General features: G+C 68.6%; 21 protein-coding genes. 13 read left to right on the top strand and 8 right to left on the bottom strand.

Annotated features, from left to right (window positions below; translation table 11 throughout):
• Positions 1-210, top strand: a 210-nt coding sequence (locus AC1DVI_RS23435; RefSeq protein WP_476960013.1) for a hypothetical protein, incomplete at its 5' end; no start/stop codon positions are given.
• 282 nt (positions 211-492) lie between these two features.
• On the opposite strand, the gene AC1DVI_RS23430 is transcribed toward AC1DVI_RS23435, so the two are convergent.
• Positions 493-2,823, bottom strand: a complete 2,331-nt coding sequence (locus AC1DVI_RS23430) for a tetratricopeptide repeat protein (RefSeq protein WP_476960012.1) — start codon at positions 2,821-2,823, stop codon at positions 493-495.
• Positions 2,824-3,198: 375 nt separating this feature from the next.
• On the opposite strand from AC1DVI_RS23430, the gene AC1DVI_RS23425 reads away from it, so the two are divergent.
• The gene (locus AC1DVI_RS23425) at positions 3,199-3,420 is read left to right on the top strand and encodes a hypothetical protein (protein ID WP_476960011.1); all 222 of its coding nucleotides are present in this window, start codon (positions 3,199-3,201) and stop codon (positions 3,418-3,420) included.
• Between the two features lie 35 nt (positions 3,421-3,455).
• Here AC1DVI_RS23425 and AC1DVI_RS23420 read toward each other — a convergent pair whose 3' ends face one another.
• From AC1DVI_RS23420 to AC1DVI_RS23405, 4 genes are all read right to left on the bottom strand, one after another.
• A complete protein-coding gene (locus AC1DVI_RS23420) occupies positions 3,456-3,959 on the bottom strand; it encodes a DUF5872 domain-containing protein (RefSeq protein WP_149166163.1) in 504 nt (167 codons plus the stop codon).
• 95 nt (positions 3,960-4,054) lie between these two features.
• Positions 4,055-6,001: an ABC transporter ATP-binding protein gene (locus tag AC1DVI_RS23415; RefSeq protein ID WP_476960010.1), complete on the bottom strand. Its 1,947-nt coding sequence runs from the start codon at positions 5,999-6,001 to the stop codon at positions 4,055-4,057.
• Positions 6,002-6,080: 79 nt separating this feature from the next.
• Complete coding sequence (locus AC1DVI_RS23410; protein WP_476960009.1) at positions 6,081-6,251, bottom strand: hypothetical protein; 171 nt, start codon at positions 6,249-6,251, stop codon at positions 6,081-6,083.
• 216 nt (positions 6,252-6,467) lie between these two features.
• Positions 6,468-8,102, bottom strand: a complete 1,635-nt coding sequence (locus tag AC1DVI_RS23405) for a winged helix-turn-helix domain-containing tetratricopeptide repeat protein (protein ID WP_476960008.1) — start codon at positions 8,100-8,102, stop codon at positions 6,468-6,470.
• A gap of 252 nt (positions 8,103-8,354) precedes the next feature.
• Here AC1DVI_RS23405 and AC1DVI_RS23400 point away from each other — a divergent pair, with 252 nt between their 5' ends.
• The 4 genes from AC1DVI_RS23400 to AC1DVI_RS23385 all read left to right on the top strand — a co-directional run bounded on the left by AC1DVI_RS23400 (position 8,355) and on the right by AC1DVI_RS23385 (position 12,421).
• A complete protein-coding gene (locus AC1DVI_RS23400) occupies positions 8,355-9,107 on the top strand; it encodes an SDR family oxidoreductase (protein ID WP_476960007.1) in 753 nt (250 codons plus the stop codon).
• 93 nt (positions 9,108-9,200) lie between these two features.
• Positions 9,201-9,647, top strand: a complete 447-nt coding sequence (locus AC1DVI_RS23395) for a carboxymuconolactone decarboxylase family protein (protein ID WP_094307239.1) — start codon at positions 9,201-9,203, stop codon at positions 9,645-9,647.
• 57 nt (positions 9,648-9,704) lie between these two features.
• Positions 9,705-10,817 (top strand): HlyD family secretion protein, encoded by a 1,113-nt coding sequence (locus AC1DVI_RS23390; RefSeq protein ID WP_476960006.1) that lies wholly within the window; start codon positions 9,705-9,707, stop codon positions 10,815-10,817.
• Positions 10,814-12,421: an MFS transporter gene (locus AC1DVI_RS23385; protein WP_476960005.1), complete on the top strand. Its 1,608-nt coding sequence runs from the start codon at positions 10,814-10,816 to the stop codon at positions 12,419-12,421. The genes AC1DVI_RS23390 and AC1DVI_RS23385 overlap by 4 nt, the downstream gene beginning before the upstream one ends.
• Before the next feature lie 240 nt (positions 12,422-12,661).
• Here AC1DVI_RS23385 and AC1DVI_RS23380 read toward each other — a convergent pair whose 3' ends face one another.
• Positions 12,662-13,567, bottom strand: a complete 906-nt coding sequence (locus AC1DVI_RS23380; RefSeq protein WP_476960004.1) for a LysR family transcriptional regulator — start codon at positions 13,565-13,567, stop codon at positions 12,662-12,664.
• Between the two features lie 168 nt (positions 13,568-13,735).
• Here AC1DVI_RS23380 and AC1DVI_RS23375 point away from each other — a divergent pair, with 168 nt between their 5' ends.
• Positions 13,736-15,097: an MFS transporter gene (locus AC1DVI_RS23375; RefSeq protein WP_476960003.1), complete on the top strand. Its 1,362-nt coding sequence runs from the start codon at positions 13,736-13,738 to the stop codon at positions 15,095-15,097.
• 20 nt (positions 15,098-15,117) lie between these two features.
• On the opposite strand, the gene AC1DVI_RS23370 is transcribed toward AC1DVI_RS23375, so the two are convergent.
• Positions 15,118-15,609, bottom strand: a complete 492-nt coding sequence (locus AC1DVI_RS23370; RefSeq protein WP_476960002.1) for a VOC family protein — start codon at positions 15,607-15,609, stop codon at positions 15,118-15,120.
• A 139-nt stretch (positions 15,610-15,748) separates the two neighbouring features.
• On the opposite strand from AC1DVI_RS23370, the gene AC1DVI_RS23365 reads away from it, so the two are divergent.
• Positions 15,749-15,925 carry a hypothetical protein gene (locus tag AC1DVI_RS23365; RefSeq protein ID WP_170295901.1) on the top strand — a complete coding sequence of 59 codons (177 nt, stop codon included), beginning with the start codon at positions 15,749-15,751 and terminating at the stop codon, positions 15,923-15,925.
• Positions 15,926-15,959: 34 nt separating this feature from the next.
• Here the strand turns inward: AC1DVI_RS23365 and AC1DVI_RS23360 are convergent, their stop codons facing one another.
• Complete coding sequence (locus tag AC1DVI_RS23360; protein ID WP_476960001.1) at positions 15,960-16,634, bottom strand: GntR family transcriptional regulator; 675 nt, start codon at positions 16,632-16,634, stop codon at positions 15,960-15,962.
• 144 nt (positions 16,635-16,778) lie between these two features.
• Between AC1DVI_RS23360 and AC1DVI_RS23355 the strand changes: the two genes are divergently transcribed.
• The 5 genes from AC1DVI_RS23355 (at position 16,779) to AC1DVI_RS23335 (ending at position 21,399) form a co-directional block, all read left to right on the top strand.
• Positions 16,779-17,600 carry an ABC transporter permease gene (locus AC1DVI_RS23355; protein WP_476960000.1) on the top strand — a complete coding sequence of 274 codons (822 nt, stop codon included), beginning with the start codon at positions 16,779-16,781 and terminating at the stop codon, positions 17,598-17,600.
• A 65-nt stretch (positions 17,601-17,665) separates the two neighbouring features.
• Complete coding sequence (locus AC1DVI_RS23350) at positions 17,666-18,670, top strand: ABC transporter substrate-binding protein (RefSeq protein ID WP_476959999.1); 1,005 nt, start codon at positions 17,666-17,668, stop codon at positions 18,668-18,670.
• A gap of 91 nt (positions 18,671-18,761) precedes the next feature.
• Entirely contained in the window at positions 18,762-19,532 is a 771-nt protein-coding gene (locus AC1DVI_RS23345; protein ID WP_145678882.1) for an ABC transporter ATP-binding protein, read from the top strand.
• Positions 19,533-19,567: 35 nt separating this feature from the next.
• The gene (locus tag AC1DVI_RS23340; protein WP_476959998.1) at positions 19,568-20,416 is read left to right on the top strand and encodes an alpha/beta hydrolase; all 849 of its coding nucleotides are present in this window, start codon (positions 19,568-19,570) and stop codon (positions 20,414-20,416) included.
• On the top strand, positions 20,413-21,399 hold the full coding sequence (locus tag AC1DVI_RS23335; protein WP_476959997.1) for an ornithine cyclodeaminase family protein: 987 nt from the start codon (positions 20,413-20,415) through the stop codon (positions 21,397-21,399). Before AC1DVI_RS23340 ends, AC1DVI_RS23335 begins: the two co-directional genes overlap by 4 nt.
• Positions 21,400-21,414: the final 15 nt, after the last annotated feature.

Below are 21,414 nucleotides of genomic sequence, written 5' to 3'. Positions count from 1 at the left end.
GGCCCGTGCTGTCGAGGACCAGACGCACCGGCCCGTCATCTTGGGGATGCGGTGGCGACGGGCACCATTGTGCTTGAAGGGCATGGCAGGCACAGCAATCAGAACGAAGAGGCCGCCCTTCCTCACGGCACGTCCGCCCCCGCCAATTGGTCCGCCAATGCCTCCATGCACCAACGCCAATCAGATGCTGATCATTCTTTGAGTGAATGAAGCCTCCATTTATCAAATTTTGCGCTGGAAGATTCTCATTCGGAATAAGAAAGCAATATTGGCACCATTGAACTCCAAGACTTTTACTTATCATTCTTTGGCTGAAGCACCACTCTCCCGGCAATGTGGGATGCGGGGCACATAAAGTAAGATTGTGCGGGGCCGCGAGTCCCGCCCTTCTCCTTACGCAAAACGCGGCGTGACATCGGCACACCGGCAGGATCTGGCCCCCGTCGCCGAACATTCGGATCAAAGGGTTCGCCACCGGCCTCGCCGTCGGGGCTATCCCGTCAGAAAACGCTCCAGTCCGACGATGGCCGCCTGATCGCGATAGACGGTGGGAAGCGCGGCGGTCTGGCGGGCTTTCCGGATGGTCCGCGCCGCCGGGTCGCGCCCCAGACGAATGGCGTCCTCGATGAAGTCGTCCGGGCTCTCGGCAACGGCATCGGCCATACCGAGGCGGTCCAGCAGGGCGGCGGCAAGCCGTCCGCGCATGAAGCGCCCCCGCGCGGTCACCACCGGAAGCCCCGCCTCCACCGCCTGCAGGGCCGTGTTGAATCCGGAAAACCCGATGCTGTCGAGATAGACGTCCATCACCCGCAGCGTGGCGAGATACGCGTCATGATCGAGTTGGTCGGCGAAGACGCAATATTCCCGGCTGTCGAGGCCCTGGACGGCGAAAGCCCGTTCCAGCCGGTCTTCCAAGCTGCGGGTGACGGTGGCCTGGCGGTGCCGGAAGAACAGGAACCGGCTGCCGGGCAGGGCTGCGGCGATGGAAGGAAACACATGGTCGTGCTGCGGCAGATACTTGAACAGGCTTTGACTGCACAGGAAGGCGGGCGCCCCGCCGGGCAGGCCGAGCCGGCCGCGCGTGACCGACACGACGGGCCGCCGCGTGGGCTCCACATGGCAACCGAGGTTGGGCAGCCGGACCAGACGCTCGCTGTAGAAGGCGTCTCCATCGGGTGGCTCCAGCAGATCGCCCGACAGGTAATGGTCGAGAGTGGGAAGCCCCGTCGTGTCGGGGTGCCCCCACGCCACGGCCTGCACCGCTGCCAGGCGCAGCGCCGCGAGCCGATGAGTCATGGGCTCCATGCCAACCTCGGGGAACAGCAGCACGTCGGGCCGGTCGGCGACGATGGTTTCCGCCCAGCGCTCCACGGCACCGAGTCCGCGCCGGAACACCGCGCAACGCGATGCGGCCAGCGCGGTGCACGCATCCTGCTCCCCCGTGACATGGTATCCCAGAAGGGTGAACCGCTCCGGATCGAGCCGGGTCAGCCAGCCGGCCAGGATCGCCCGCCAGACAGAATGGTCGTGGAAATAGGACGAGACGATCCCGACCCGCAGCCGCGTCCGGGCCGGGCGGGGACGTGTGGAGGCACGGGGCGTTTCCGGGGTGGTGGGGATGCGACTCCCCAGACGCGCCGCCATCAGCCCCGCCACGATGCCGCCGTAGGTCTCCTGCAGAGTCCGGTTGTCCATGCCCTGGTAGGCCAGCAGGAAGGGCAGATGCGAGCCCGCAAGGTCGCAGGCGCTCAGCCGCGCCTCAATCGGCGCGCTGGGGCCGATCAGCCCGTCGAGCGCGGCGAGGTGGCGCGTGTAGGCTTCCCGTCGGGACGCCAGTTCCGCTCCGTCGGCGTAGACGTGGCGGAGTTGTCCGACACACAAGGCCATGCGGCAGGCGGCATCCTCCGGTACCACCTCCACCCCCCGGGCCCAAAAGCCGGTGGCCATGGTGTCTTCGCCCCGGCCGGCGTGGAGCACTCCCAGCGCATACAGCAACCCCGGATGGTCCGGGGCGGCGCGCAGCCCATGGCTCATCACCCGCAAGCCGTCGGATGGGCAAGGTCCGGAGAACGCGCTGCCGAGCCCGAAATAGGCGTCGCCGTTGTCGGGTTGGCAGGCGATCGCCCGACGGAACGCCGCCGTCGCCGCCTCGGTGCGTCCGAGTTCGGCGAGCGCCGCGCCGAGATTGACCGGCATCGTCGCAGAGCCGGGCGCAAGCCGCGTGGCGCAGCGGAAGGAGGCCACCGCCTGCTCCACGGCACCGCCGGCGCGCAGCAGATTGCCCAGGTTGTTGCAGGCCGCAACATGGGTGGGGTCGAGCACGATGAGACGGCGATAGGCCGCCGTTGCTTCCGCCGCCTCTCCCCTTGCCCGCAACATCCGCGCGAGGGAGAAGCACAGGCCACCATCCTCGGGCGTCAGGCGCAGTCGTTGCCGGAGCACCGATACGGCCTCGTCGGTCGGGGCACCCTCGGCCAGCACCGGCGCCAGACCGGCGAGCGCATCCGGATGGCCAGGGTGCAGCGTCAGCGCCCGGCGGTGGAGCGCGACCGCCTCGTCCGTTCGGCCCAGCGCCATTGCCAATTTGCCGATGTTGGCGTGGAAGTCGGCAATGCCCGGAGCGCTGGCGATGGCCCGACGGATCTGCGCCATCGCTTCCACCGGGCGGCCCTCCTGCCCGTCGAGCACCCCCAACAGGTGCAATGCGTGAGGCTGGTCCGGCTCGACAGCAAGGATTCGGCCGTATAGCTCCCTGGCCTCCGTCAGTCCTCCCTGAAGATGATACTCGACCGCAAGTCCCAGCGCTTCCCGCACCGTCGCCATGGAGAGTTCCCGCCCGCTTGCCTCCGCACCCTCGACCAGGACTTGATTCCGGCTCCAACAACAAGGACCCGAAATTGCGCCGTGTCACGTGTTCTTAAACCATGAGGCTGCGACACCTGTCGAACGGATTCCGGCCAACGCAGCCCTGCCCGACAGACCTCGGCGACGACGGCATCGCCCATGCCCTGGACGCGGTGAGCCAATCAGAAGCGGTGTGATGAGCAGCGCGCCGATGATTGGCGTCGCTGACAGTTGGCTGAACAAATGCTTGAAATAGCTGTAATTTTTCTGACGCGCTGCGTTGCACACTCAGCGTATCAGGTATTTGGTATGCCAGTATAAGGTCATCTGCACCAGACATGAAGGAGACGGACCATGGCTTACACCACCGCATCGCACATCGATCATGACGGCCGGCTGTCGGGGATCGTCAAGGACGTTCGTGAGTTCGTCAGCGCCTGGTTCGAGGCATCCGCCGCCTACACCGTTTATCGTGAGCTGTCGGCCTTGAGCCGGGCCGAACTGGCCGCTCGTGGCCTGCGCCGCGAAGACGTCGGCCGGGTCGCCATGGACCTGCCGAAGCTGATGCGCGAGTAACCCGTGTACGGCCCTCTCTGAGTCACGAGATTGGGTCAGGAGAGCGCCTTTTGCAGCTCCTCCTTGCTCATGCGGGAGCGGCCGGGCAGGTTCTGCTGCTTTGCCTTCTCGTAGAGGGCCGCGCGGGTCCGGTTCCCATCGGCGGGATGCCGGAACGGCGCCGTCTTCCGGGCAACGTCGTCGGGCTGCTTTGAGAACTGCCTGCCCTTCGTCGTGTCGGCGCGCTTCTTGTCGCTGGTGCGCCGGTAGTCCGCTTCGGACAGGTGTTCGCGGGCCTGTCGGGGGAGGTAACGTTCCCCCGTTTCCGCGCTCGGCTTGCCGGAGCGCGTGCCCCACTCCTCGTCGGTCCACCGGCTCAGGCTGTTGCCCGCGCTCTTCGGCCCCGTATAGCCGCCACCGCGCCGTTTGTATTCCTGAACGGCCATTTGAGCCTTGCGGGCGGACCACTGGCCGGGCTCACCGCCTTTGTCGCCCTTCAGGATGCTTGCCTTCACCGTCTCCCACATACGGGGGTCGGTGCGCTCGGCGCGGGATGCCATGTCGCCCTCCTGCCTGTGTCTCACGTCCACAAACAAGGCGATGGGGCAATGGTGCCGCGCCGAGGACCGTTTCCATGGCCGGGGACGCGGCGCGATCAGCCGCGCGCCGCAAGCTCCTCGTGGGTGATGCGCTGGAGCCCGCCCTCGGTGCCGACGACATAGACCTCGTCGGCGTTGCGGATGGTCGCCAGACGGTGGGCGATGACCAGGGTGGTCCGCCCCTCCGCCAGTTCCATCAGCGACTTCTGGATCTCCCGCTCGGTCCGGGTGTCGAGCGCGGAGGTCGCCTCGTCGAGGATCAGGATCGGCGGGTTCTTCAGAAACATGCGGGCGATGGTCAGGCGTTGCTTCTGCCCACCGGATAGCTTCACGCCGCGCTCCCCGATGATGGTGTCGAGCCCCTCCGGCAGCGAGGCGATCAGCCCGTCCAGATGCGCCCGCCGCGCCGCCTCCATGATCTCCGCGTCGCCGGCGCCGAGACGGCCGTAGGCGATGTTCTCGCGGATCGTGCCGCCGAACAGGAACACGTCCTGCTGGACGATGCCGATCTGCCGGCGCAGCGAGGCCAGCGTCATGGCGCGGATGTCGATGCCGTCGATGCTGATGCGCCCCTCCATGACCTCGTAGAAGCGCGGCAGCAACGAGCAGACCGTCGTCTTGCCGGCGCCCGACGGCCCGACGAAAGCGACGGTGGAACCGGCCTTGATCGACAGATCGACGCCCTTCAGCACCGGGCGCGCCGGGTCGTAGCCGAAGGACACGCCCTCGTAGCGGATGTCGCCTTTCAGCGCCGGGGCCGGGACGGCGCCGGGCGCATCCGCGATGTCCGGCTGGGTGTCGAGGAGCTGGGTGTAGCGGCGGAAGCCGGCGATACCGCGGGGGTAGGTCTCGATGACCGCGTTGATCTTCTCGATCGGGCGGAAGAAGGTGTTGACCAGCAGCAGGAAGGCGAAGAAGCCGCCCTGAGTCAGTTCGCCCACCAGCACGAAATGGGCGCCGGTCAGCATGACGACGATCAGGATCAGCCGCATGCTCATGTAGCTGAGCGTCGTCGAGGCCGCCATGATCTTGTAGGCGGCGAGCTTCGTGGTGCGGTAGCGGTCGTTGTCCTCGGCGAACAGTTTGCGCTCGTGGTCCTCGTTGGTGAAGGCCTGAACCACCCGCATGCCGCCGACATTCTCCTCGATGCGGACGTTGAAGTCGCCGACGCGGGAATAGAGCGACTGCCAGTTCTTCGTCATCCGCCCGCCGTAGCGGCTGGTCACGAAGGCGATCACCGGCACGATGGCCGCGGTGATCAGCGCCAGCGGCAGATGCACCACCGCCATCAGCGTGAAGGCGCCGACGAAGGTCATGACCGCGATCAGCAGGTCCTCGGGACCGTGGTGCGCCACCTCGCCGATCTCGTCCAGATCGCGGGTGACCCGCCCGACGAGATGGCCCGTCTTGTTGTTGTCGTAGAAGCTGAAGGAGAGCTTCTGCAGATGGTCGAAGCTCTTGCGGCGCATCTCCGTCTCGATGTTCACGCCGAGCATGTGGCCCCAGTAGGTCACGATGGCCATCAGCCCGCCGTTCGCCATGTAGATCGCCAGCAGCGCCACCGTGGCGGCGACGATCAGCGGCCAATCCTGGGTCGGCAGGAGCTGGTCCACGAAAGCGCGCACGGCCATAGGGAACCCCAGTTCCAGCAAGCCCGACAGGACGGCGCACACGATGTCGAGGACCAGCAGGCCGGTGAAGGGACGGTAGTAGGAGAGGAAGCGGCGAAGCATGGCTCTTCTCATTGCGGAACGGCGGAAAGGGTCAAGGGAAGGCGATGGTACGGGCCAGCGCGTCGAAGGCTCGACCAGCAGGTTGCGCAGCGCCCGTTGGAGCAGCAGCCCCGACAGGCCGAGCGCCGCTCCGCCCCACCGCGACGCCCGGCATTCCGCCGCGATCGGGCGGGCCAGAGCGAACAGGCCCTCGTCGGCGAAGTTCAGCCGTGGCCGGTCCATGCCCCGGATGTCCAGCCCATCGACGAAACGGCCCCCCAGGACGGACATGTCAAATGGAGGTCGAGATGGGTAAGCCGGCGGACGTTCACCGTGCGCGACCACGCCCGCAAGTCGGCGGGGACATAGCTCAGCGGTTGCGCCGGCTGAGCCGGCTGACCTCGCCACGGCCGGGCGACGCCATGACGTGCAGCCCGCCCTCCCCCGCCTGATCGAGGACCGCCGGCCGCCGCGGGGCCTCGGACGCATACTCGCCCTGGCCGTTCTGGTCACAGGCGACGTTCCGGATATCGGCGATCATCCCGTTCCGGGCGCGCCACAGAAGGTCCCTGAGGATGGTATCCTTTCCATGCTGCTTTGCATTCTGGGATGGAACAGCATGGATCGGCCTCCCAGCCACCGGATTGAACAGCCCCCCGGAATCCTCCCCCGAGCCGCCAAACCTATAGGACAAAATGGAATTGCGAACAAGTCGCATTCTTATTTGATGCCCTGCTACGCGGGCGAAGGGCTGAGTTCACTCGGGCAACCCAGCCAGTCTTAGCCCCTCCGCAAACCGCGTGAGATCCTCGGGACGGTGGATCGGCAGCCACTCCCTGAGAGTGGAAACGCGCAAGGACGGGTCGAGCGAGCGCAACTGCTGCATCGTCCGCCGCGCGTCCTCCGTCCGCCCAGCCAGCGCGTGGCTCGCCGCCGTCAGGGCGATGGCAACCAAAAGGCTGGGCAGGTTCCCCAACGCCTTGTCCGCCCAGGCCACGGCGCAATCGTAGCGCCCGGCGAAGAAATGCGCGAGCGCCGTCCCCGCCTGCATCCGGAACATCTCCGGGTCCAGCGGGCTCAGGCGGGCGGCATGGGCGAAATGCTCGCTCGCGCTTTCCGTTTCACCGCGGAAGGCGCGCAGGTAGCCGCCGAGGAACCAAGCGGGGGCGAAATTGGGGTTGAGCAGCACGGCCCGGTCAATGAGCGCGATGCCGCCATCGAGATCGCCGGCGAAGTGGCCAAGCGCGTGTCCGGCTCTCGTCAGCGCGACCGCGTCGTCACGGCCGAACTCCACCGCCAGCCGCGCCAGCCGCACCCCCTCGGCGATCTCCTGGGGCCGGTCGGTCATCCAACCGTTCACTTTGCGCCAGAGATGGCACCAGGCCGCCCCGCCATAGGCCGATGCGAATTCCGGGTCGAGGCCCGTCGCCTTGTGGAACAGGGGCAGCGCCGCCTCGATCGCCTCGCGGGTTCCGCTGTGCAGCTTCGCCATGCCGCGGAGATAGTAATCGTAGGCGTCCAGGCTTTCCGTCGGCTTGCGCTTGGCGCGCTCGATCTCCGCCCGCTCGAGCTGCGGTGCGATCGCGCCGACGACGCTTTCGGCGATCCGATCCTGCAGCTCGAAAAGGTCATCGAGCATGCCTTCGAATCGCTCCGCCCAGAGATGCATCCCGCTTGTCGCGTCGATGAGCTGCCCGGTGATGCGCACCCTGTTCCCGGCCTTGCGGACGCTGCCTTCGAGCACGTAACGGACGCCCAGCTCGCGGCCGACGTCCGTCACATCCACCGCCCGGCCCTTGTAGGCAAAGCTCGAGTTGCGCGCGATGACGAACAGCCAGCGGATGCGCGACAGGGCGGCGATGATGTCCTCCACCACGCCGTCGGCGAAATAGTCCTGCTCCGGGTCGCCGCTCAGGTTCTGGAATGGCAGCACGGTGATCGAGGGCTTGCCCGGCAGGACCGGCCCGGACGGCATCTCCCGGCCTTCGCTGGAGGCGCGGCTGGCGATGCCTGACCCGCCGGGCTGCGGCGTCTCCCCGATCGCGCCGGCTTCGGCCGCCCCGACTTCAATCGCCCCGACTTCGATCGCGCCGACGAAGCGGAACCCCTTGCGGGGAACCGTGCGGACCAGGCGCTGCTCCCCGCCGCTGTCGCCGATGGCCTTGCGAACCGCGTTGATGTGGCTGGTGATGGTCGATTCCGAGACGATCCGTCCGTTCCACACCGCCTCCAGCAGGTCGTCCTTGCTGACGACGCGGTCGTGGTTGCGGACGAGATGCAGCAACAGGTCGAAGACCTGCGGGCCAACGCCCACGACCTGCCCGCGCAGGGTCAGTTCCCGGCGCTCCTGATCGAGCACACACTCTCCGAAACGGAACTGCAAGGCCCGCACCTCCCTGGACCGAGCGTCCTCGCCACCCTGTCCGGGGCGACGGGCGAACGATGTGCGCCCTTGATAGCACGGCGGCGCGTCGCCGGCTGCACCGTTCGCGTCGAGGCATGCAGCGCCGTATGGCTTCCTTGGACGGAAATCCAAGCGTCCTTGGAGGGCAATTCAAGCCCGCCGCAAGGACTTCCCCGGCGTGCGCAGGCACTCTCCATTCCATCGACGGCGCTGGTTTCCGTCGAGAAGCGGAGAGCCCCCATGAAGATCGTCGTCATCGGAGGCACCGGCCTCATCGGATCGAAGCTGGTGCAGACCCTCCGCGAGCGCGGCCACGATGCGCTCGCAGCCTCGCCAAAGACGGGCGTGAACACCATCACCCGCGAGGGCTTGGCCCAGGCGATCGACGGAGCCGCTGTCGTCGTCGACGTGGCGAACGCGCCGGTCTGGGAGGACAAGGCCGTCCTCGACTTCTTCGAGACCTCGGGCCGCAACCTGCTCGCCGCCGAAGTGGCCGCCGGTGTCCGCCACCACGTCGCCCTCTCGATCGTCGGCAGCGAACGGCTTCCCGACAACGGATACTTCCGGGCGAAGGTCGCCCAGGAACGCCTCATCAAGGCGTCGGGCATTCCCCACACCATCCTGCGCGCCACGCAGTTCTTCGAATTCGTCGGCGGGATCGCGCAGTCGGCCACCGTCGGCGGGGAAATCCGCCTGTCGCCGGCGCTGATCCAGCCGGTCGCCTCCGACGACGTGGTGGCGGCCCTCGCCGAGGTCGCGCTCGCGTCGCCGGTCAACGGCACGCTCGAAGTCGCCGGTCCGGAGGCGATCCCGCTCGACGAGCTGGTCCGGCGCTTCCTGCAGGCGACGAGGGACACGCGCAAGGTCGTGCCCGACATCCACGCGCGCTACTTCGGCGATGTTCTCAACGATCAATCGCTGACCCCCGGCCGGACCCCCCGCCTCGGCGCCATCCGGTTCGAGGACTGGCTCGGCCGGCAAACCGCGCGCTGAGCGCGCGCTGAAGGACTTCGAAGACACCCGGCGGCGGCCATGGGTCGGCGCAGCGGGAACTGCAATCAATTGTTGATAGGAAAGGCAAAGGACATGGCACGCTTGGCTTGGTACGAGGTTGCGCCCGACGGCGCGAAGGCTCTGTTCGGCGTCCATCATTACGTCACGAAGCGCACCAACCTGCCCGAGGAACTCATCCACCTCGTGTTCCTCAGGGTTTCGCAGATCAACGGCTGCGCTCATTGCATCGATCTGCACAGCCGCGACCTCCGGAAGACCATGTCGATCGACAAGGTCACGCTGGTGCCGGTGTGGGAGGAGGTCCCGCACCTGTTCTCCGACACGGAGCGCGCGGCCCTGGCCTGGGCCGAGGAGGTGACCCGTGTCAGCGAAACCCACGCGTCCGACGCCGCCTACGCGGCGGCATCGGCGGCGTTCGAGCCGAAGGATCTGGTCGATCTCACCATCGCCATCGCCGCGATGAACGCCTTCAACCGGCTGGGTGCCCCCTTCCGTCTCCCGGTGGCCGCCAAGGCCTGAGCCGATGCGGATGGGAGCGGTGGCGACGCTGGGACACCCCCGATAGGGAACGAGGGAATGGACACGCTTGAGGACAGGGGGGCCGTCGTCGCCGGTACAAACGCCACCGGCGAACACTCCGCGGTCGGCGCCGCCGCGGCGCCCCCCAGCAAAAGAAGGACGGTCGGCGTGCTGCTCTGCCTCGGCGCCGTCTTGGTCGCGGCGGGTGGGTGGAACTGGGCCCGCTCAAACGGCGGGACGGCGACCGACAACGCCTATGTCCGCGGCGACGTGACCTCGCTCGCCCCAAAGGTCGCCGGCTACGTCACGGCCGTCGAGGTCGAGGACAACCAGACCGTTGGAGCCGGCGACGTCCTGTTCCGGATCGACGACCGTGATTACCGCGCGCGGCTGGCCCAAGCGGTGGCCAATGTCGAGGCGGCCCAGGCCCGGCTTACGAACGTCGATGCGGAGACCCGGCTTCAGCATGTCCTGATCCGGCAGGCCGAAGCCCAGAGACGGTCGGCCATGGCCGAGATGACTCTCGCGGCCAAGGCCTACGACCGCCGCCGTGAACTGATCCGCGGCAACGCCGTCAGCCAAGCCCACCTCGATGAAAGCGATGCAGCGCGCTTGAAAGCGGAGGCGGGCGTGTCGGCCGCCTCGGCGACGGTCGAAGCCCAGCAGCAACGCATCGCCGTCCTTGCCGCGCAACGCGACGCGGCCGTTGCCGCCGTGGCCCAGGCCCAGGCCGCGCGCGACCTCGCCCAGATCGATCTCGAGAGCACCGTGGTGCGTGCGCCGGTCGGCGGCGCCGTCGGCAACCGCCAGGTCCGCGTCGGCCGCTTCGTCGCGCCGGGCGCCTCCCTGCTCGACATCGTTCCGCTCGACGATGTGTGGGTGGTGGCGAACTACAAGGAAACCCAGCTCGAACACATCCGGCCCGGCCAACGCGCCCGCGTCACCGTCGATGGTTATCCGGACGGGACGCTCGACGGCGTGGTCGACAGCCTTGCGCCCGGCAGCGGGTCCGCCTTCAGTCTGCTGCCCGCGGACAACGCGACGGGGAACTTCGTTCGCGTCGTTCAGCGCGTGCCGGTGAAGATCCGGCTTGTCGGCAACCCGTTGCCCGGCCGCCTCGTGCCCGGCCTGTCGGCGCGTGTCGAGATCACCGAGGGAGGCGACCAATGACCACCGCCCCCACGGCCACTCCGGGCCACGACGGGGCCGCGGCCGAAGTTTTCCTCGTCGCCGGCATCCTGCTCGCCACACTGACGGAGGCGGTCGCCGGCACCGTGCTGTCGCTCGGGCGTGGCGACATCATGGGCGCCACGCACGCGACCCCCGACGAGTTCGCCTGGCTGGACATCGGGTACACCACGCTCAAGCTCATCGGCTTCATGGCAGCCCCCTGGCTGATGACCCGCATCCCTCCGCGCGGCGTGGTCGTCGGCGCGACCTTGGCCATGGGCATGGGCGGCATGGCCGCCGTGACCGATCGGCTGGACCTGCTGGTCGCCCTTCGCACCGTCCAGGGCTTCGCCGGCGGCATCCTGCTTGTCGGGGGGCAGACCATGCTATTCCTCGCCTGTCCGCGATCCCGCCAGCCTGCCCTGCAAGCCCTGTTCGCCATGGGGGCGGTCGTCGCTCCCGCAGCCATCACCCCGGCCTTTCAGGGGGCGCTGCTGGACAGCCAATCCTGGACCTGGATCTTCTTCAGCGTCGTTCCGCTGGCCTTGGCGGCCGCGGGGCTTCTGCTGATCGCCGACAAACCGATGCCCGCCGCGACCGCGTCCCGTCCTTTTGACGGGCTCGGCTTCGCCCTGATCGCCGTCACGCTCTTCTGCGTCACCTGCGTCCTCAGCCAGGGCAGCCGGTGGGATTGGTTCGAGGAGCCCCGCATCCTGTGGCTGACCGTGACCGGCACAGCCGCTCTGCTGGTCTTTCTCGGCCAACAGGTGTTGACGAAGGGCCAGGGCCTGCTCGACGTCTCCCCGTTCGAATCGGACGCCTTTTCCTTCGCCTTCATCGTCAGCTTCGTCGCCGGCGCCGCCCTGTTCGGAAGCGCGTTCCTGATTCCGTCGTTCGCCCTGTCTGTCCTCGCCTTCACGCCCACCGAGGCCGGCCTGCTGCTGTTGCCGAGCGGCGCGCTTTTCATCGGCTCGCTCCTGATGGCCGCCTTTCTAATTCAGGTGCGCCGCGTCCCTCCGTTCGCCACGGTGCCCTTCGGCATCCTGACCATCACGGGCGCCATGTGGATGCTGTCCGGCTCGACCGCCGAGAGTGGTGCTGACGACATGATGGCGGCGATCCTGCTGCGCGGCCTAGGCCTCGGCTTGCTGTTCCTTTCGATCACACTGATCGCTTTCGGCACCCTCGACCGCCGGAGTCTGGCGGCTGGAATCGGCCTCTTCAACACCGGTCGCCAGCTTGGCGGCCTGATGGGAATCGCGGCGCTCCAGACCCTGATCGACCATGCCATCCCCGCCAACGCCGCAGTCCTCGGCGCCAACGTCACCGCGGGAGGCCCCATCCTCATCGAGCGGCTGATGACCACCGCAGCCACGCTGACGGCGAAGGGGCTGGAGGCGGTGGCCGCGAGCCGGGTCGCAACGAGCCTTCTGGGCCGGACCGTGACGGGTCAGTCCACGGTGATCGCCTTCGACACGGCGTTCACCGCCGTCGCCCTGCTCTTCGTCATCGCCGCTCCCGTGCTGGTCGGCATCAAGATCGGCCTCTCTCGCCGCAAGATGGCGCGCGCTGCGCGTTTCCGTGGCGGAGGCGGTGAACACTGATATCCGACGCGATGGGCCGGGCAGGATGCGCGGCTGTGAACGCAGCGCGCAGGAAGGAAAAGCGTCGTACGCCGCGCTGAGGCAACCATCGACCATCCTGGAAAGGCTCGACGCCGGCCACCTGCGATGAGGGAAGAACGACATCCACGGATCATCAACGGTCTCATCCGACCCTTGTGAACGGTAGCCACCCGACCTCTGTCATCCCCTGCCATCCCGATCAACTCACACTTTGACAGTTCACACCGCTCGCGCCGACTCACGACAAGCAGCAAGCACCACCCCGCGCAGCCAGCCGTGGGCCGGGTCGGCGTCCTGCCGGGGATGCCACATCTGCGTCACCACGACCTCATCCAGGGCGATGGGAAGCGGCAGGGTGCGGACCCCGGCCACGCCCGCGGCAACCTGACGCTCGGACACCAGGGCGGTCAGGTCGGAGGCGCGGACGATCGCTAGGGCCGCCGGGAAGCTCGGCACCACGGCCACCACCTTGCGCGCAAGGCCGAGGGCGGCCAGCGCCTCGTCCACCCGGTCCCGCACCAGCCCGCGCCGCGAGGTCAGCACATGGCCGCAGGCCGCGTACTGTTCCGGCGTCACCGCCTCCAGCCGGGTCAGCGGATGGCCGTCCCGCACGGCGGCGACCAGCCGGTCGCGGAGCAGGCTCTGCACCTTCAGCTCCGGCGTGGTTTCCGAATGCACCCCGATGTCGAGGTCGATCAGCCCGTCCCGCAACGCCTGCGCGTCGCGGTTGCCCCGCGGCGCGAAGCGCAGCAGGACGCCGGGGGCTTCGGCGGCGACGCGACCGACCAGCCGGGCGGCGTAGACCTCGATGAAGCTCTCGCTGGCGCGCAGGGTGAAGCTGCGCTCCAGCCGGGCGATGTCGATGGCCTCCGCCGGACGCAGCACCGCGCGGACTTCCTCGGCGAGGGCGGGCACCCGCTCCCGCAACTGGATGGCCCGCGGCGTCGGGACGAGGCCGCGCCCGGCCCGGACGAGCAGCGGGTCCCCGGTGACCGCGCGCAGGCGCGCCAGGGTGCGGCTCATCGCGGAGTCGCTGAGGCCGAGCCGCCGCGCCGCCTTGACGACGCTGCCCTCCGTGAGCAGCGCGTCGAGCGCGATGAGCAGATTGAGATCGGGGTCGGCCATGGGTGCCGAGGCTAACACATGGCGTTCAATGCAGGAATATCCTGCACAGGCGGCGTCTTCCGCCATGCCATTGGAGGCGCAAAGTTGATCCAACCACTGTTGGAGAGTTTGATGCCCCGTTCCACCGTTCCCCGAACGCCAGATTCCCCACATCCGGACGGGCTGCCCATGCCCCGCCGCGCCGTGGCCGCCGCGTCCGTCATCGCCGCGATCGTGCTGGTCGTTCTCGACGGCGCCATCGCCAACATCGCCCTGCCGACCGTCGCCCGCACCCTCGGGGTTCCGCCCGCCGACACCGTCTGGATCATCACCGCCTACCAATTGGCGCTGGTGATCGCGCTCCTGCCCGTCGGCGCCCTCGGCGAGAGTCTCGGGCACCGCCGGGTGTTCACCGGCGGGGTGCTGCTGTTCACCGCGGCCTCCGCCGGCTGCGCCCTGGCGCCGACGCTGCCCTGGCTGATCGCCGCGCGCTTCGTGCAGGGGCTGGGCGGCGCGGCGGTGATGGCGTTGGGCGTCGCGCTGCTGCGCTTCGTCTATCCGCAGAGGCTGCTCGGCGCCGCCATCGGCTGGAACGCGCTGGCCATCGCGCTGGCCTCGGCGGCGGGACCGACGCTCGGGGCGGGCATCCTCGCCGTCGCCCCCTGGCCGTTTCTGTTCGCGGTCAACATCCCGGTCGGGATCGTGGTTCTGGCGACCGCCCGCGCGCTGCCCGCCGTCGCGGGAACCAAGCGCCGCCTTGATCCCGCCAGCGTCGCCCTCAACGCCGGCTTTTTCGCCGCCCTGGTGATGGGGGCCGAGACCGTCGCGTCGCAGCCTCTGCGCGGCGGCGCGCTGCTGCTGGCCGCGGTGCTCTGTCTTGCCGGCTTGGTCCGGCGCGAAAAGGAAAGCGAGGCGCCGCTGGTGCCGCTCGATCTGTTGCGGGTGCGCTCCTTCCGCCTGTCGGTGGTCGCCTCCGTCCTCTGCTTCACCGGCCAGATGGCCGGCGCCGTGGCCCTGCCCTTCTACCTGCAGCACGGCCTTGGGCAGGACATCGTCACGGCGGGGCTGTTCCTGGTGCCGTGGCCGCTGGCGACCGCCGTCGCAGCACCCATCGCGGGCCGGCTGTCCGACCGCGTGGGGACGGGCTGGCTGTGCGCGCTGGGTGGTCTGCTCCTCGCCGCCGGCCTCGCCCTGGCAGCGGTCTGGCCGCTGGAGCAGGACCCGCGGCCGCTGCTGGTCTTCATGGTGATGTGCGGCTTCGGCTTCGGGCTGTTCCAGACGCCCAACAACCGCAACATGCTGCTGACCGTGCCCAAGGCGCGCAGCGGCGCCGCCGGAGGGATGCAGGGCACCGCGCGTCTGGTCGGGCAGACCGCCGGGGCGGTGCTCATGACGGTGCTGTTCTCGCTGCTGTCCGGCCCGGACGCGGCGCCGCGCCTCGGCCTCGCCATGGCCGCCGCCCTCACCCTGGCGGGCGGCATGACCAGTCTGCTGCGCGTTCCCGCGCGCGGCGCGGCGGAGACCGTGGAGGCGCCGGCCCCCGGCCGCTGAGCCCGGCCCTCCGGGGATCGTCAGCCGCGCCGCGCGGCCTCGATCGCGGCCCTGATCGCGGCGACGTCGATCTTCGTCATGCCCATCATCGCCGCGAAGGCGCGCCCGGCTTCGTCGCCGCCGGCCGCCAACGCCTCGGTCAGCACGCGCGGCGTGATCTGCCAGGAGACGCCCCAGCGGTCCTTGCACCAGCCGCAGGCGCTTTCCTGCCCGCCGTTGCCGACAATGGCGTTCCAATAACGGTCGGTTTCCTCCTGATCGTCGGTGGCGATCTGGAACGAGAAGGCTTCGTTGTGTTTGAACGTCGGCCCGCCGTTGAGGCCGAGGCAGGGAACGCCGGCGACGGTGAACTCGACGGTCAGCACGTCGCCCGCCTTGCCGGACGGGTAGTCGCCAGGAGCGCGATGAACGGCCCCCACCGCGCTGTCGGGAAAGACCGTGGCGTAGAAGCGGGCTGCGGCCTCCGCGTCCTTGTCGTACCAGAGGCAGATCGTGTTTTTGGCGGTCGTCATGGTGTGTCCCCTCCCCTTCGGTGCCTTGCTGGCAAGCGCAGCGACAGGATAAAGCAGCGCCGCCCGAACCGGAACGCGTGAGGATGCGCTGGCGCCCCTGTTGACGGGAGGGTTGCAATCCCTTTCGCAGAGGTGGCGCATGAGCGACCCGAAGAAGCCGGACGACACCGGCATCCATCCCCCGCGCAGCTACGATCCCGACAGCCAGAAGCCGGCGAACGACCGTGACGAGGCCGCGCCCGGCACGCCGGGAACCGGCGAGGACATCGACCCGAGGACCGGCGAGACCTTCACCGAGGGCATCGGCGGCGCCTGACCGCCCTTACTGCCCAGCCCTTATCGCCCGGCCCTCATCGCCCAGCGGCTAAAGCCTGCATGGTCACGCGGGCGGCGCTGGCGATGTGCTCGTCGTAGAGCTGGCGCGTGCGGACGGTGTCGCGGGCGGTCATCGCCTCGTAGATCTCGCGGATCTCGCGGATCGTGTTGGGCAGCCGTCCCGGCTCGGCCAGCGACACCCCGCGCAAAAGCTGGATGCGGTTGTGCAGCGCCTTGAGGATCTGCGCCATCGTCGGGTTGCCGCAACCGGCGATCAGCGTGTCGTAGAACATGGTCTTCGCCGTGCGGATGCGCGACGGCACGCCTTCCGCCGCCGCCGCCTCGAAACCCGCCATGGCGTCGGTCAGGATCGCCCACTGCTCCGGACTGGCCTGGGCGATGAACTCCGCCGCCGCGAGACTCTCCAGCGCCCCGCGCACCTGATAGATCTGCCGGACATCCTCCGCCGTCAGCGTCACCACCTCCAGCCCGCGCTGGGGCACGTTGTGGACCAGCCCCTCCGCTTCCAGCTGGCGCAGGGCCTCCCGCAGGATCGGGCGGCTGACCTGCAACGTCTCGCACAGCTCACGCTCGACCAGCCGGTCGCCGGGGGAATAGCGCCCGTCGGCGATGGCCGCGCGCAACAGGTCGATCACCTGCTGGCGCAGGGGAGCGGCGACGCGGATGATATTTATCGGCAAATTTGACATAAAATTTCTCTTCTTGTCAGACAGTATGACGATCTGCTTGCGCCACACTACCACGTTCGATTAGCATACGTATCAACGGCGGCCCATAGGGGCGAACGCCACACCCACCACACCATACCATCACCTCGTACACAGGAGGCAGGCGTGCAGCGGAGTGCACAAGCGAGCGCCGTTTCAAAAAGCGCCGACGAGCCTGCGGCGGCGTCCGACCCCAACCGGCAGAGGCGCCGCGAACGGCTGCTTCAATTCGGCACGCTGGTCCTGCTGCTCGCCGTCTGGGAATTCGCGGCACGCGACGCGAACAAGCTTCTGGTCGCGGTGCCCAGCGACATCGCCATGGCGACCTGGGAGCTGCTGCTGAACGGCGAGCTGTTCTCGGCGACCATCGACAGCATGTCGACCTTCGTCCTGGGCTTCGTCATCGCCTCGGTCATCGGCATCGTGATCGGCTTCGCGATGGGCACGAACCGCACGGTGGAGGTGATCCTCGATCCCTACATCAACGCGCTCTACGCCATGCCGTTGGTGGCGCTGATCCCCATCCTGATGCTGTGGGTGGGCATCGGCTTCCTCGCCAAGATCACGATCATCATCCTGTTCGCGGTCTTCCCGGTGATCATCAACACCGTCACCGGCGTGAAGAACGTGGACCGGCACTATCTGGACATCGGCAAGGCCTTCATGGCCTCGCGGTTCATGGTCTACCGCCAGATCATCGCGCCCTACGCCCTGCCCTACGTGGCGAGCGGCCTGCGCATCGCGCTGGGCCGGGGCATCATCGCGATGATCGTGGCGGAATTCCTGACCTCCATCTCCGGCCTCGGCGGCCTGATCATCAACTACACCAACGCGTTCGAGACGGCCAAGGCCTTCGCCCCGGTCCTGGTGGTGGCCCTGCTCGCCAACGCGCTGACGGTTCTCGTTCAAAAGGTCGAAGAGCGTTTCGGCCGCTGGCGCCGCCGCTGACCGGCCCGCCTCCCCCGCACCACACGCGCCCCATATCACACCGGATTGAGGAAGGAAGAGGGATCATGAGCATGATGTCCCGTTCGCTGAAGGCCGCCCTGCTGGCGGGTGCCTTCTCCGTGGCGATGAGCACCGCCGCGCTCGCCGCCGACGCGCTGAAGATCGGCATGCCGGCCAAGATGTTCCTGAACCTCGTCGAGTTCGTCGCGCAGGACCAGGGCTTCTACGAGAGGAACGGCCTGACGGTGGAGCTGGTGCACATCGCCGACAGCTCCATCCCCGTGCGCTCCCTGATCGCCGGGGAACTGGACATCAGCCAGGCCGGCATGTCGGAGACGCTGGCGGCGGCCGACAAGGGCGGCACGCTGAAGACCATCGGCGGCGTCCACACCGGCCTGCATTACGCTTTCTACGCCAACGCCGCGTCGGGCGTGAAGGACGTCACCGACCTGCCGGGCAAGAAGGTCGGCATCTCCTCCCCCGGCTCGCTGCCCCACGTCGTCATCACCGCCCTGATGCGCCAGGCCGGGATGAGCGAGGACCAGATCAAGTCGGTCCAGTGGGTCTCGCTGAAGGGCTCCTCGGCGCGCATCAACGGCATCCTGACCGGCACCATCGACGCGACCGTCTCCAACTACGACCCGAAGGCCGCGCACGACAAGAACGCCAAGGTGCTGTTCGTCGTCTCCAAGAAGCTGCCCAACTACGTGATGACCCCCTGGGACGTGAACGACCAGACCATCGCCAAGAAGCGCGACGTGCTGAAGCGCTTCGTCAAGGCGGAGCTGGAGGCGACCCGCTGGATCTTCGACAACGAGAAGGGCGCGCTGGACGTCGCGAAGAAGCACTTCGACTACAACGACGAGCAACTCGCCGAGTTCTACGAGTTCTACAAGGTCGGCGGCATCTGGAACCCGAACGGCACCGTCACCGCTGAACAGGCCAAGTACATGCAGGAGCTGAACGTCGAAGGCGGCCTGCAGAAGGCCGTCCACCCGGCCGAGAAGGTGCTCGACACCAGCATCGTCCAGGAGGTTCTGACGGAAATCGGCACCTACAAGCAGCCGTAATCCCGCCGGGGCCGGCGGCGCACCGCCGGCCCCCTCCCCCGCTCCGCCCCCGCCCCGCCTGCCGTCCCGCTTCAAGACCCGGTGCCGCCCCATGCCCAAGCTGTCCGTCCGCAACCTGACCAAGCGTTTCCCGGTGTCCGGAGGGCCGTCGATGACGGCGCTCGACGGCGTCGACCTGGACGTGGAGGAGGGTGAGTTCATCGCCTTCGTCGGGCCCAGCGGCTGCGGCAAGACCACGCTGCTGCGCATCATCCAGGGATTGGAGACGGCGACCAGCGGCGAGATCCGCATCGACGGCAAGCCGGTCACCGGCCCCGGCCACGACCGCGGTTTCGTCTTCCAGCAGTACGGCCTGCTGCCCTGGCTGACCGCCGCCCAGAACATCGGCTTCGCGCTGGAGGCCAAGGGCATCCCCGCCGCCCGCCAGGGCGAGACGACCGAGCGCGTGCTCGCCACCGTCGGGCTGAAGGGCTTCGGCGACCGTTTCCCGCACCAGCTGTCCGGCGGCATGCAGCAGCGCGTCGGCATCGCCCGCGCCCTGGCGATCGAGCCGGAGATCATGCTGCTGGACGAGCCGTTCGGCGCGCTCGACGCGCTGACCCGCGAGATTTTGCAGAACGAGATGCTCGGCCTGACCGAGCGCATGGGCAAGACGATCCTCTTCGTCACCCACAGCGTGGACGAGGCCGTCTGCCTCGCCGACCGGGTGGTGGTCATGTCGCCCCGCCCCGGCCGCATCCGCGAGATCGTGCCCATCGACATCCCGCGCCCGCGCGCCAGCCTGGGCGAGGCGCTGCGCGACACGCCGGAGTACGTCGCCAAGCGGCACCAGCTGTGGACCCAGCTGATGGATCTGGTCTGAGCGCCCCCCTTCTCCGGAACCCAGGAGGTCCCATCGTGTCAGTCGTCCGTGACGATCACGAGTGGCAGTACAACCCCCGCCATTCCGTTCCCGACTTCGCGCGCCACGCCGAGCGCGCCGCCGCGCTGAGCCGCGCCGCGCGGGAACGGAACGCCGGACGGTACGACATCGCCTACGGCGACAGCCCGCTGTCCACGCTCGACGTGTTCCCGGCGGCCGCACCCGGCGCCCCGCTGCACGTCTTCCTGCACGGCGGCTATTGGCGCGGACGGGACAAGGCCGACTACAGCTACGTCGCCGACGCGCTGGTGCCGCGCGGCGTCACGACCGTGGTCATGAACTACGACCTGTGCCCGGCGGCGACCCTGCCGGAGATCGCGCGGCGATCCCGTGAGGGGCTGCGCTGGATTCACCGCAACGCGGCCTCGCTGGGCGGCGATCCCGACCGCCTCACCGTGTCGGGCCATTCCGCCGGGGCGCATCTGATCGCCATGGCGCTGGCCGACGACGCCGGGGCGGACCGGCTGGAGGATGGCACCATCAAGGCCGCCGTCCTGATCAGCGGCATCTACGAGCTGGCGCCGGTGCTGGGCATCACCGTCAACGAGACCATCGGGCTGCGCCCGGAGATGGTCGATGGGGTCAGCCCGATGCGCCACCCGCCCTCCACCGCCACGGCCCTGACGGTCGTCGTCGGTTCGGCGGAGACTCCCGCCTGGATCGCCCAGTCGCGCGACTTCGCCACGCTGTGCCAGTGCCGCGGCTCACGCTGCACCTATCACACGCTGGCCGGGGAGGATCACTTCTCGATCATGGCACGGATGGAAACGCCGGACGACGCGCTGACGCGTCTGGTGCTGGATGCGGCTGGAGTGCAAGCATGATCGTCATCGATGAAACCGCCGCCCGCCGTCTGGTGTCCCCCGCCGACGCGATCGAGGCCATGGACATGGCCTTCCGCGAAGTCTCCCGCGGGCAGGCCCGCAATTTCCCGGTGGTGCGCGAACGGCTGCTGCCGGGGCCGGACGTCTACGGCATCAAGGCCGGCGGCGACCTCGCCATCGGGCTGCTCGGGCTGAAGATCGGCGGCTACTGGACGGGCAACCGCGCCCGCGGCCTGACCAACCACCAGTCCACCACCGTGCTGACCGACCCGGAGACCGGTTGCCCGACCGCGCTGGTCAGCTCCAACCACCTGACCGGGCTGCGCACCGCCGCCGCCTGCGCCATCGGCATCCGCGAACTGGCCCGGCCCGACGCGCGGGTCCTCGCCCTGATCGGCACCGGCGGGCAGGCCGCGCACCATCTGGAGGCGGCGCTTCTGGTGCGCGCCTTCGACCGCATCCTGGTGGCCAACCGCGACCGCACGCGGGCCGAGGAACTGGCCGCCTCCTTCGCCGGGCGGCTGCCCGTCGAGGTCGTGGACGCCGAAACCGCGGCGCGCAACGCCGACGCGCTCATCACCCTGACCACGGCGCGCGAGCCGGTGGTCCAGGCCGGCTGGGTCCGCCCCGGCACGCACATCTGCGCCATGGGTGCCGACACCGCCGGCAAGCAGGAGCTGGACCCGGCGATCCTGCTCGGCGCCGCCGTCTGGGTGGACGACTGGGCGCAGGCCTCGGCCCTCGGCGAATGCCAGCACGCTCTAGCGCACGGCCTGACCCGCGAGTCCATCCGCGGCACGCTTTGCGACGTGCTGGAGGGCAAGGCGCCCCGCCGCGCCAGCGCGGACGAGATCACCGTCTTCGATTCCACCGGCATGGGCATCCAGGATCTGGCGATCGCCGCCTGGGCCGTCCGCGCCGCCGATAGCGACGCCGGAACCCAGGCCGGCTCCACCATCCACCGCATCGATTTAGCGCGTTAACACCCAAACAGGGCG

Source organism: Azospirillum sp. P4_B5 (assembly GCF_056402275.1).
This window is presented reverse-complemented; position numbering and strand designations above follow the sequence as displayed.

What these genes read in the sequence shown, in the direction of transcription:
- AC1DVI_RS23430 (WP_476960012.1), bottom strand. Translation starts at nt 2,823, where the DNA reads ATGGCGACGGTGCGGGAAGCGCTGGGACTTGCGGTCGAGTATCATCTT.
- AC1DVI_RS23425 (WP_476960011.1), top strand. Translation starts at nt 3,199, where the DNA reads ATGGCTTACACCACCGCATCGCACATCGATCATGACGGCCGGCTGTCG.
- AC1DVI_RS23420 (WP_149166163.1), bottom strand. Translation starts at nt 3,959, where the DNA reads ATGGCATCCCGCGCCGAGCGCACCGACCCCCGTATGTGGGAGACGGTG.
- AC1DVI_RS23415 (WP_476960010.1), bottom strand. Translation starts at nt 6,001, where the DNA reads ATGTCCGTCCTGGGGGGCCGTTTCGTCGATGGGCTGGACATCCGGGGC.
- AC1DVI_RS23410 (WP_476960009.1), bottom strand. Translation starts at nt 6,251, where the DNA reads ATGATCGCCGATATCCGGAACGTCGCCTGTGACCAGAACGGCCAGGGC.
- AC1DVI_RS23400 (WP_476960007.1), top strand. Translation starts at nt 8,355, where the DNA reads ATGAAGATCGTCGTCATCGGAGGCACCGGCCTCATCGGATCGAAGCTG.
- AC1DVI_RS23395 (WP_094307239.1), top strand. Translation starts at nt 9,201, where the DNA reads ATGGCACGCTTGGCTTGGTACGAGGTTGCGCCCGACGGCGCGAAGGCT.
- AC1DVI_RS23390 (WP_476960006.1), top strand. Translation starts at nt 9,705, where the DNA reads ATGGACACGCTTGAGGACAGGGGGGCCGTCGTCGCCGGTACAAACGCC.
- AC1DVI_RS23385 (WP_476960005.1), top strand. Translation starts at nt 10,814, where the DNA reads ATGACCACCGCCCCCACGGCCACTCCGGGCCACGACGGGGCCGCGGCC.
- AC1DVI_RS23380 (WP_476960004.1), bottom strand. Translation starts at nt 13,567, where the DNA reads ATGGCCGACCCCGATCTCAATCTGCTCATCGCGCTCGACGCGCTGCTC.
- AC1DVI_RS23375 (WP_476960003.1), top strand. Translation starts at nt 13,736, where the DNA reads ATGCCCCGCCGCGCCGTGGCCGCCGCGTCCGTCATCGCCGCGATCGTG.
- AC1DVI_RS23370 (WP_476960002.1), bottom strand. Translation starts at nt 15,609, where the DNA reads ATGACGACCGCCAAAAACACGATCTGCCTCTGGTACGACAAGGACGCG.
- AC1DVI_RS23365 (WP_170295901.1), top strand. Translation starts at nt 15,749, where the DNA reads ATGAGCGACCCGAAGAAGCCGGACGACACCGGCATCCATCCCCCGCGC.
- AC1DVI_RS23360 (WP_476960001.1), bottom strand. Translation starts at nt 16,634, where the DNA reads ATGTCAAATTTGCCGATAAATATCATCCGCGTCGCCGCTCCCCTGCGC.
- AC1DVI_RS23350 (WP_476959999.1), top strand. Translation starts at nt 17,666, where the DNA reads ATGAGCATGATGTCCCGTTCGCTGAAGGCCGCCCTGCTGGCGGGTGCC.
- AC1DVI_RS23345 (WP_145678882.1), top strand. Translation starts at nt 18,762, where the DNA reads ATGCCCAAGCTGTCCGTCCGCAACCTGACCAAGCGTTTCCCGGTGTCC.
- AC1DVI_RS23335 (WP_476959997.1), top strand. Translation starts at nt 20,413, where the DNA reads ATGATCGTCATCGATGAAACCGCCGCCCGCCGTCTGGTGTCCCCCGCC.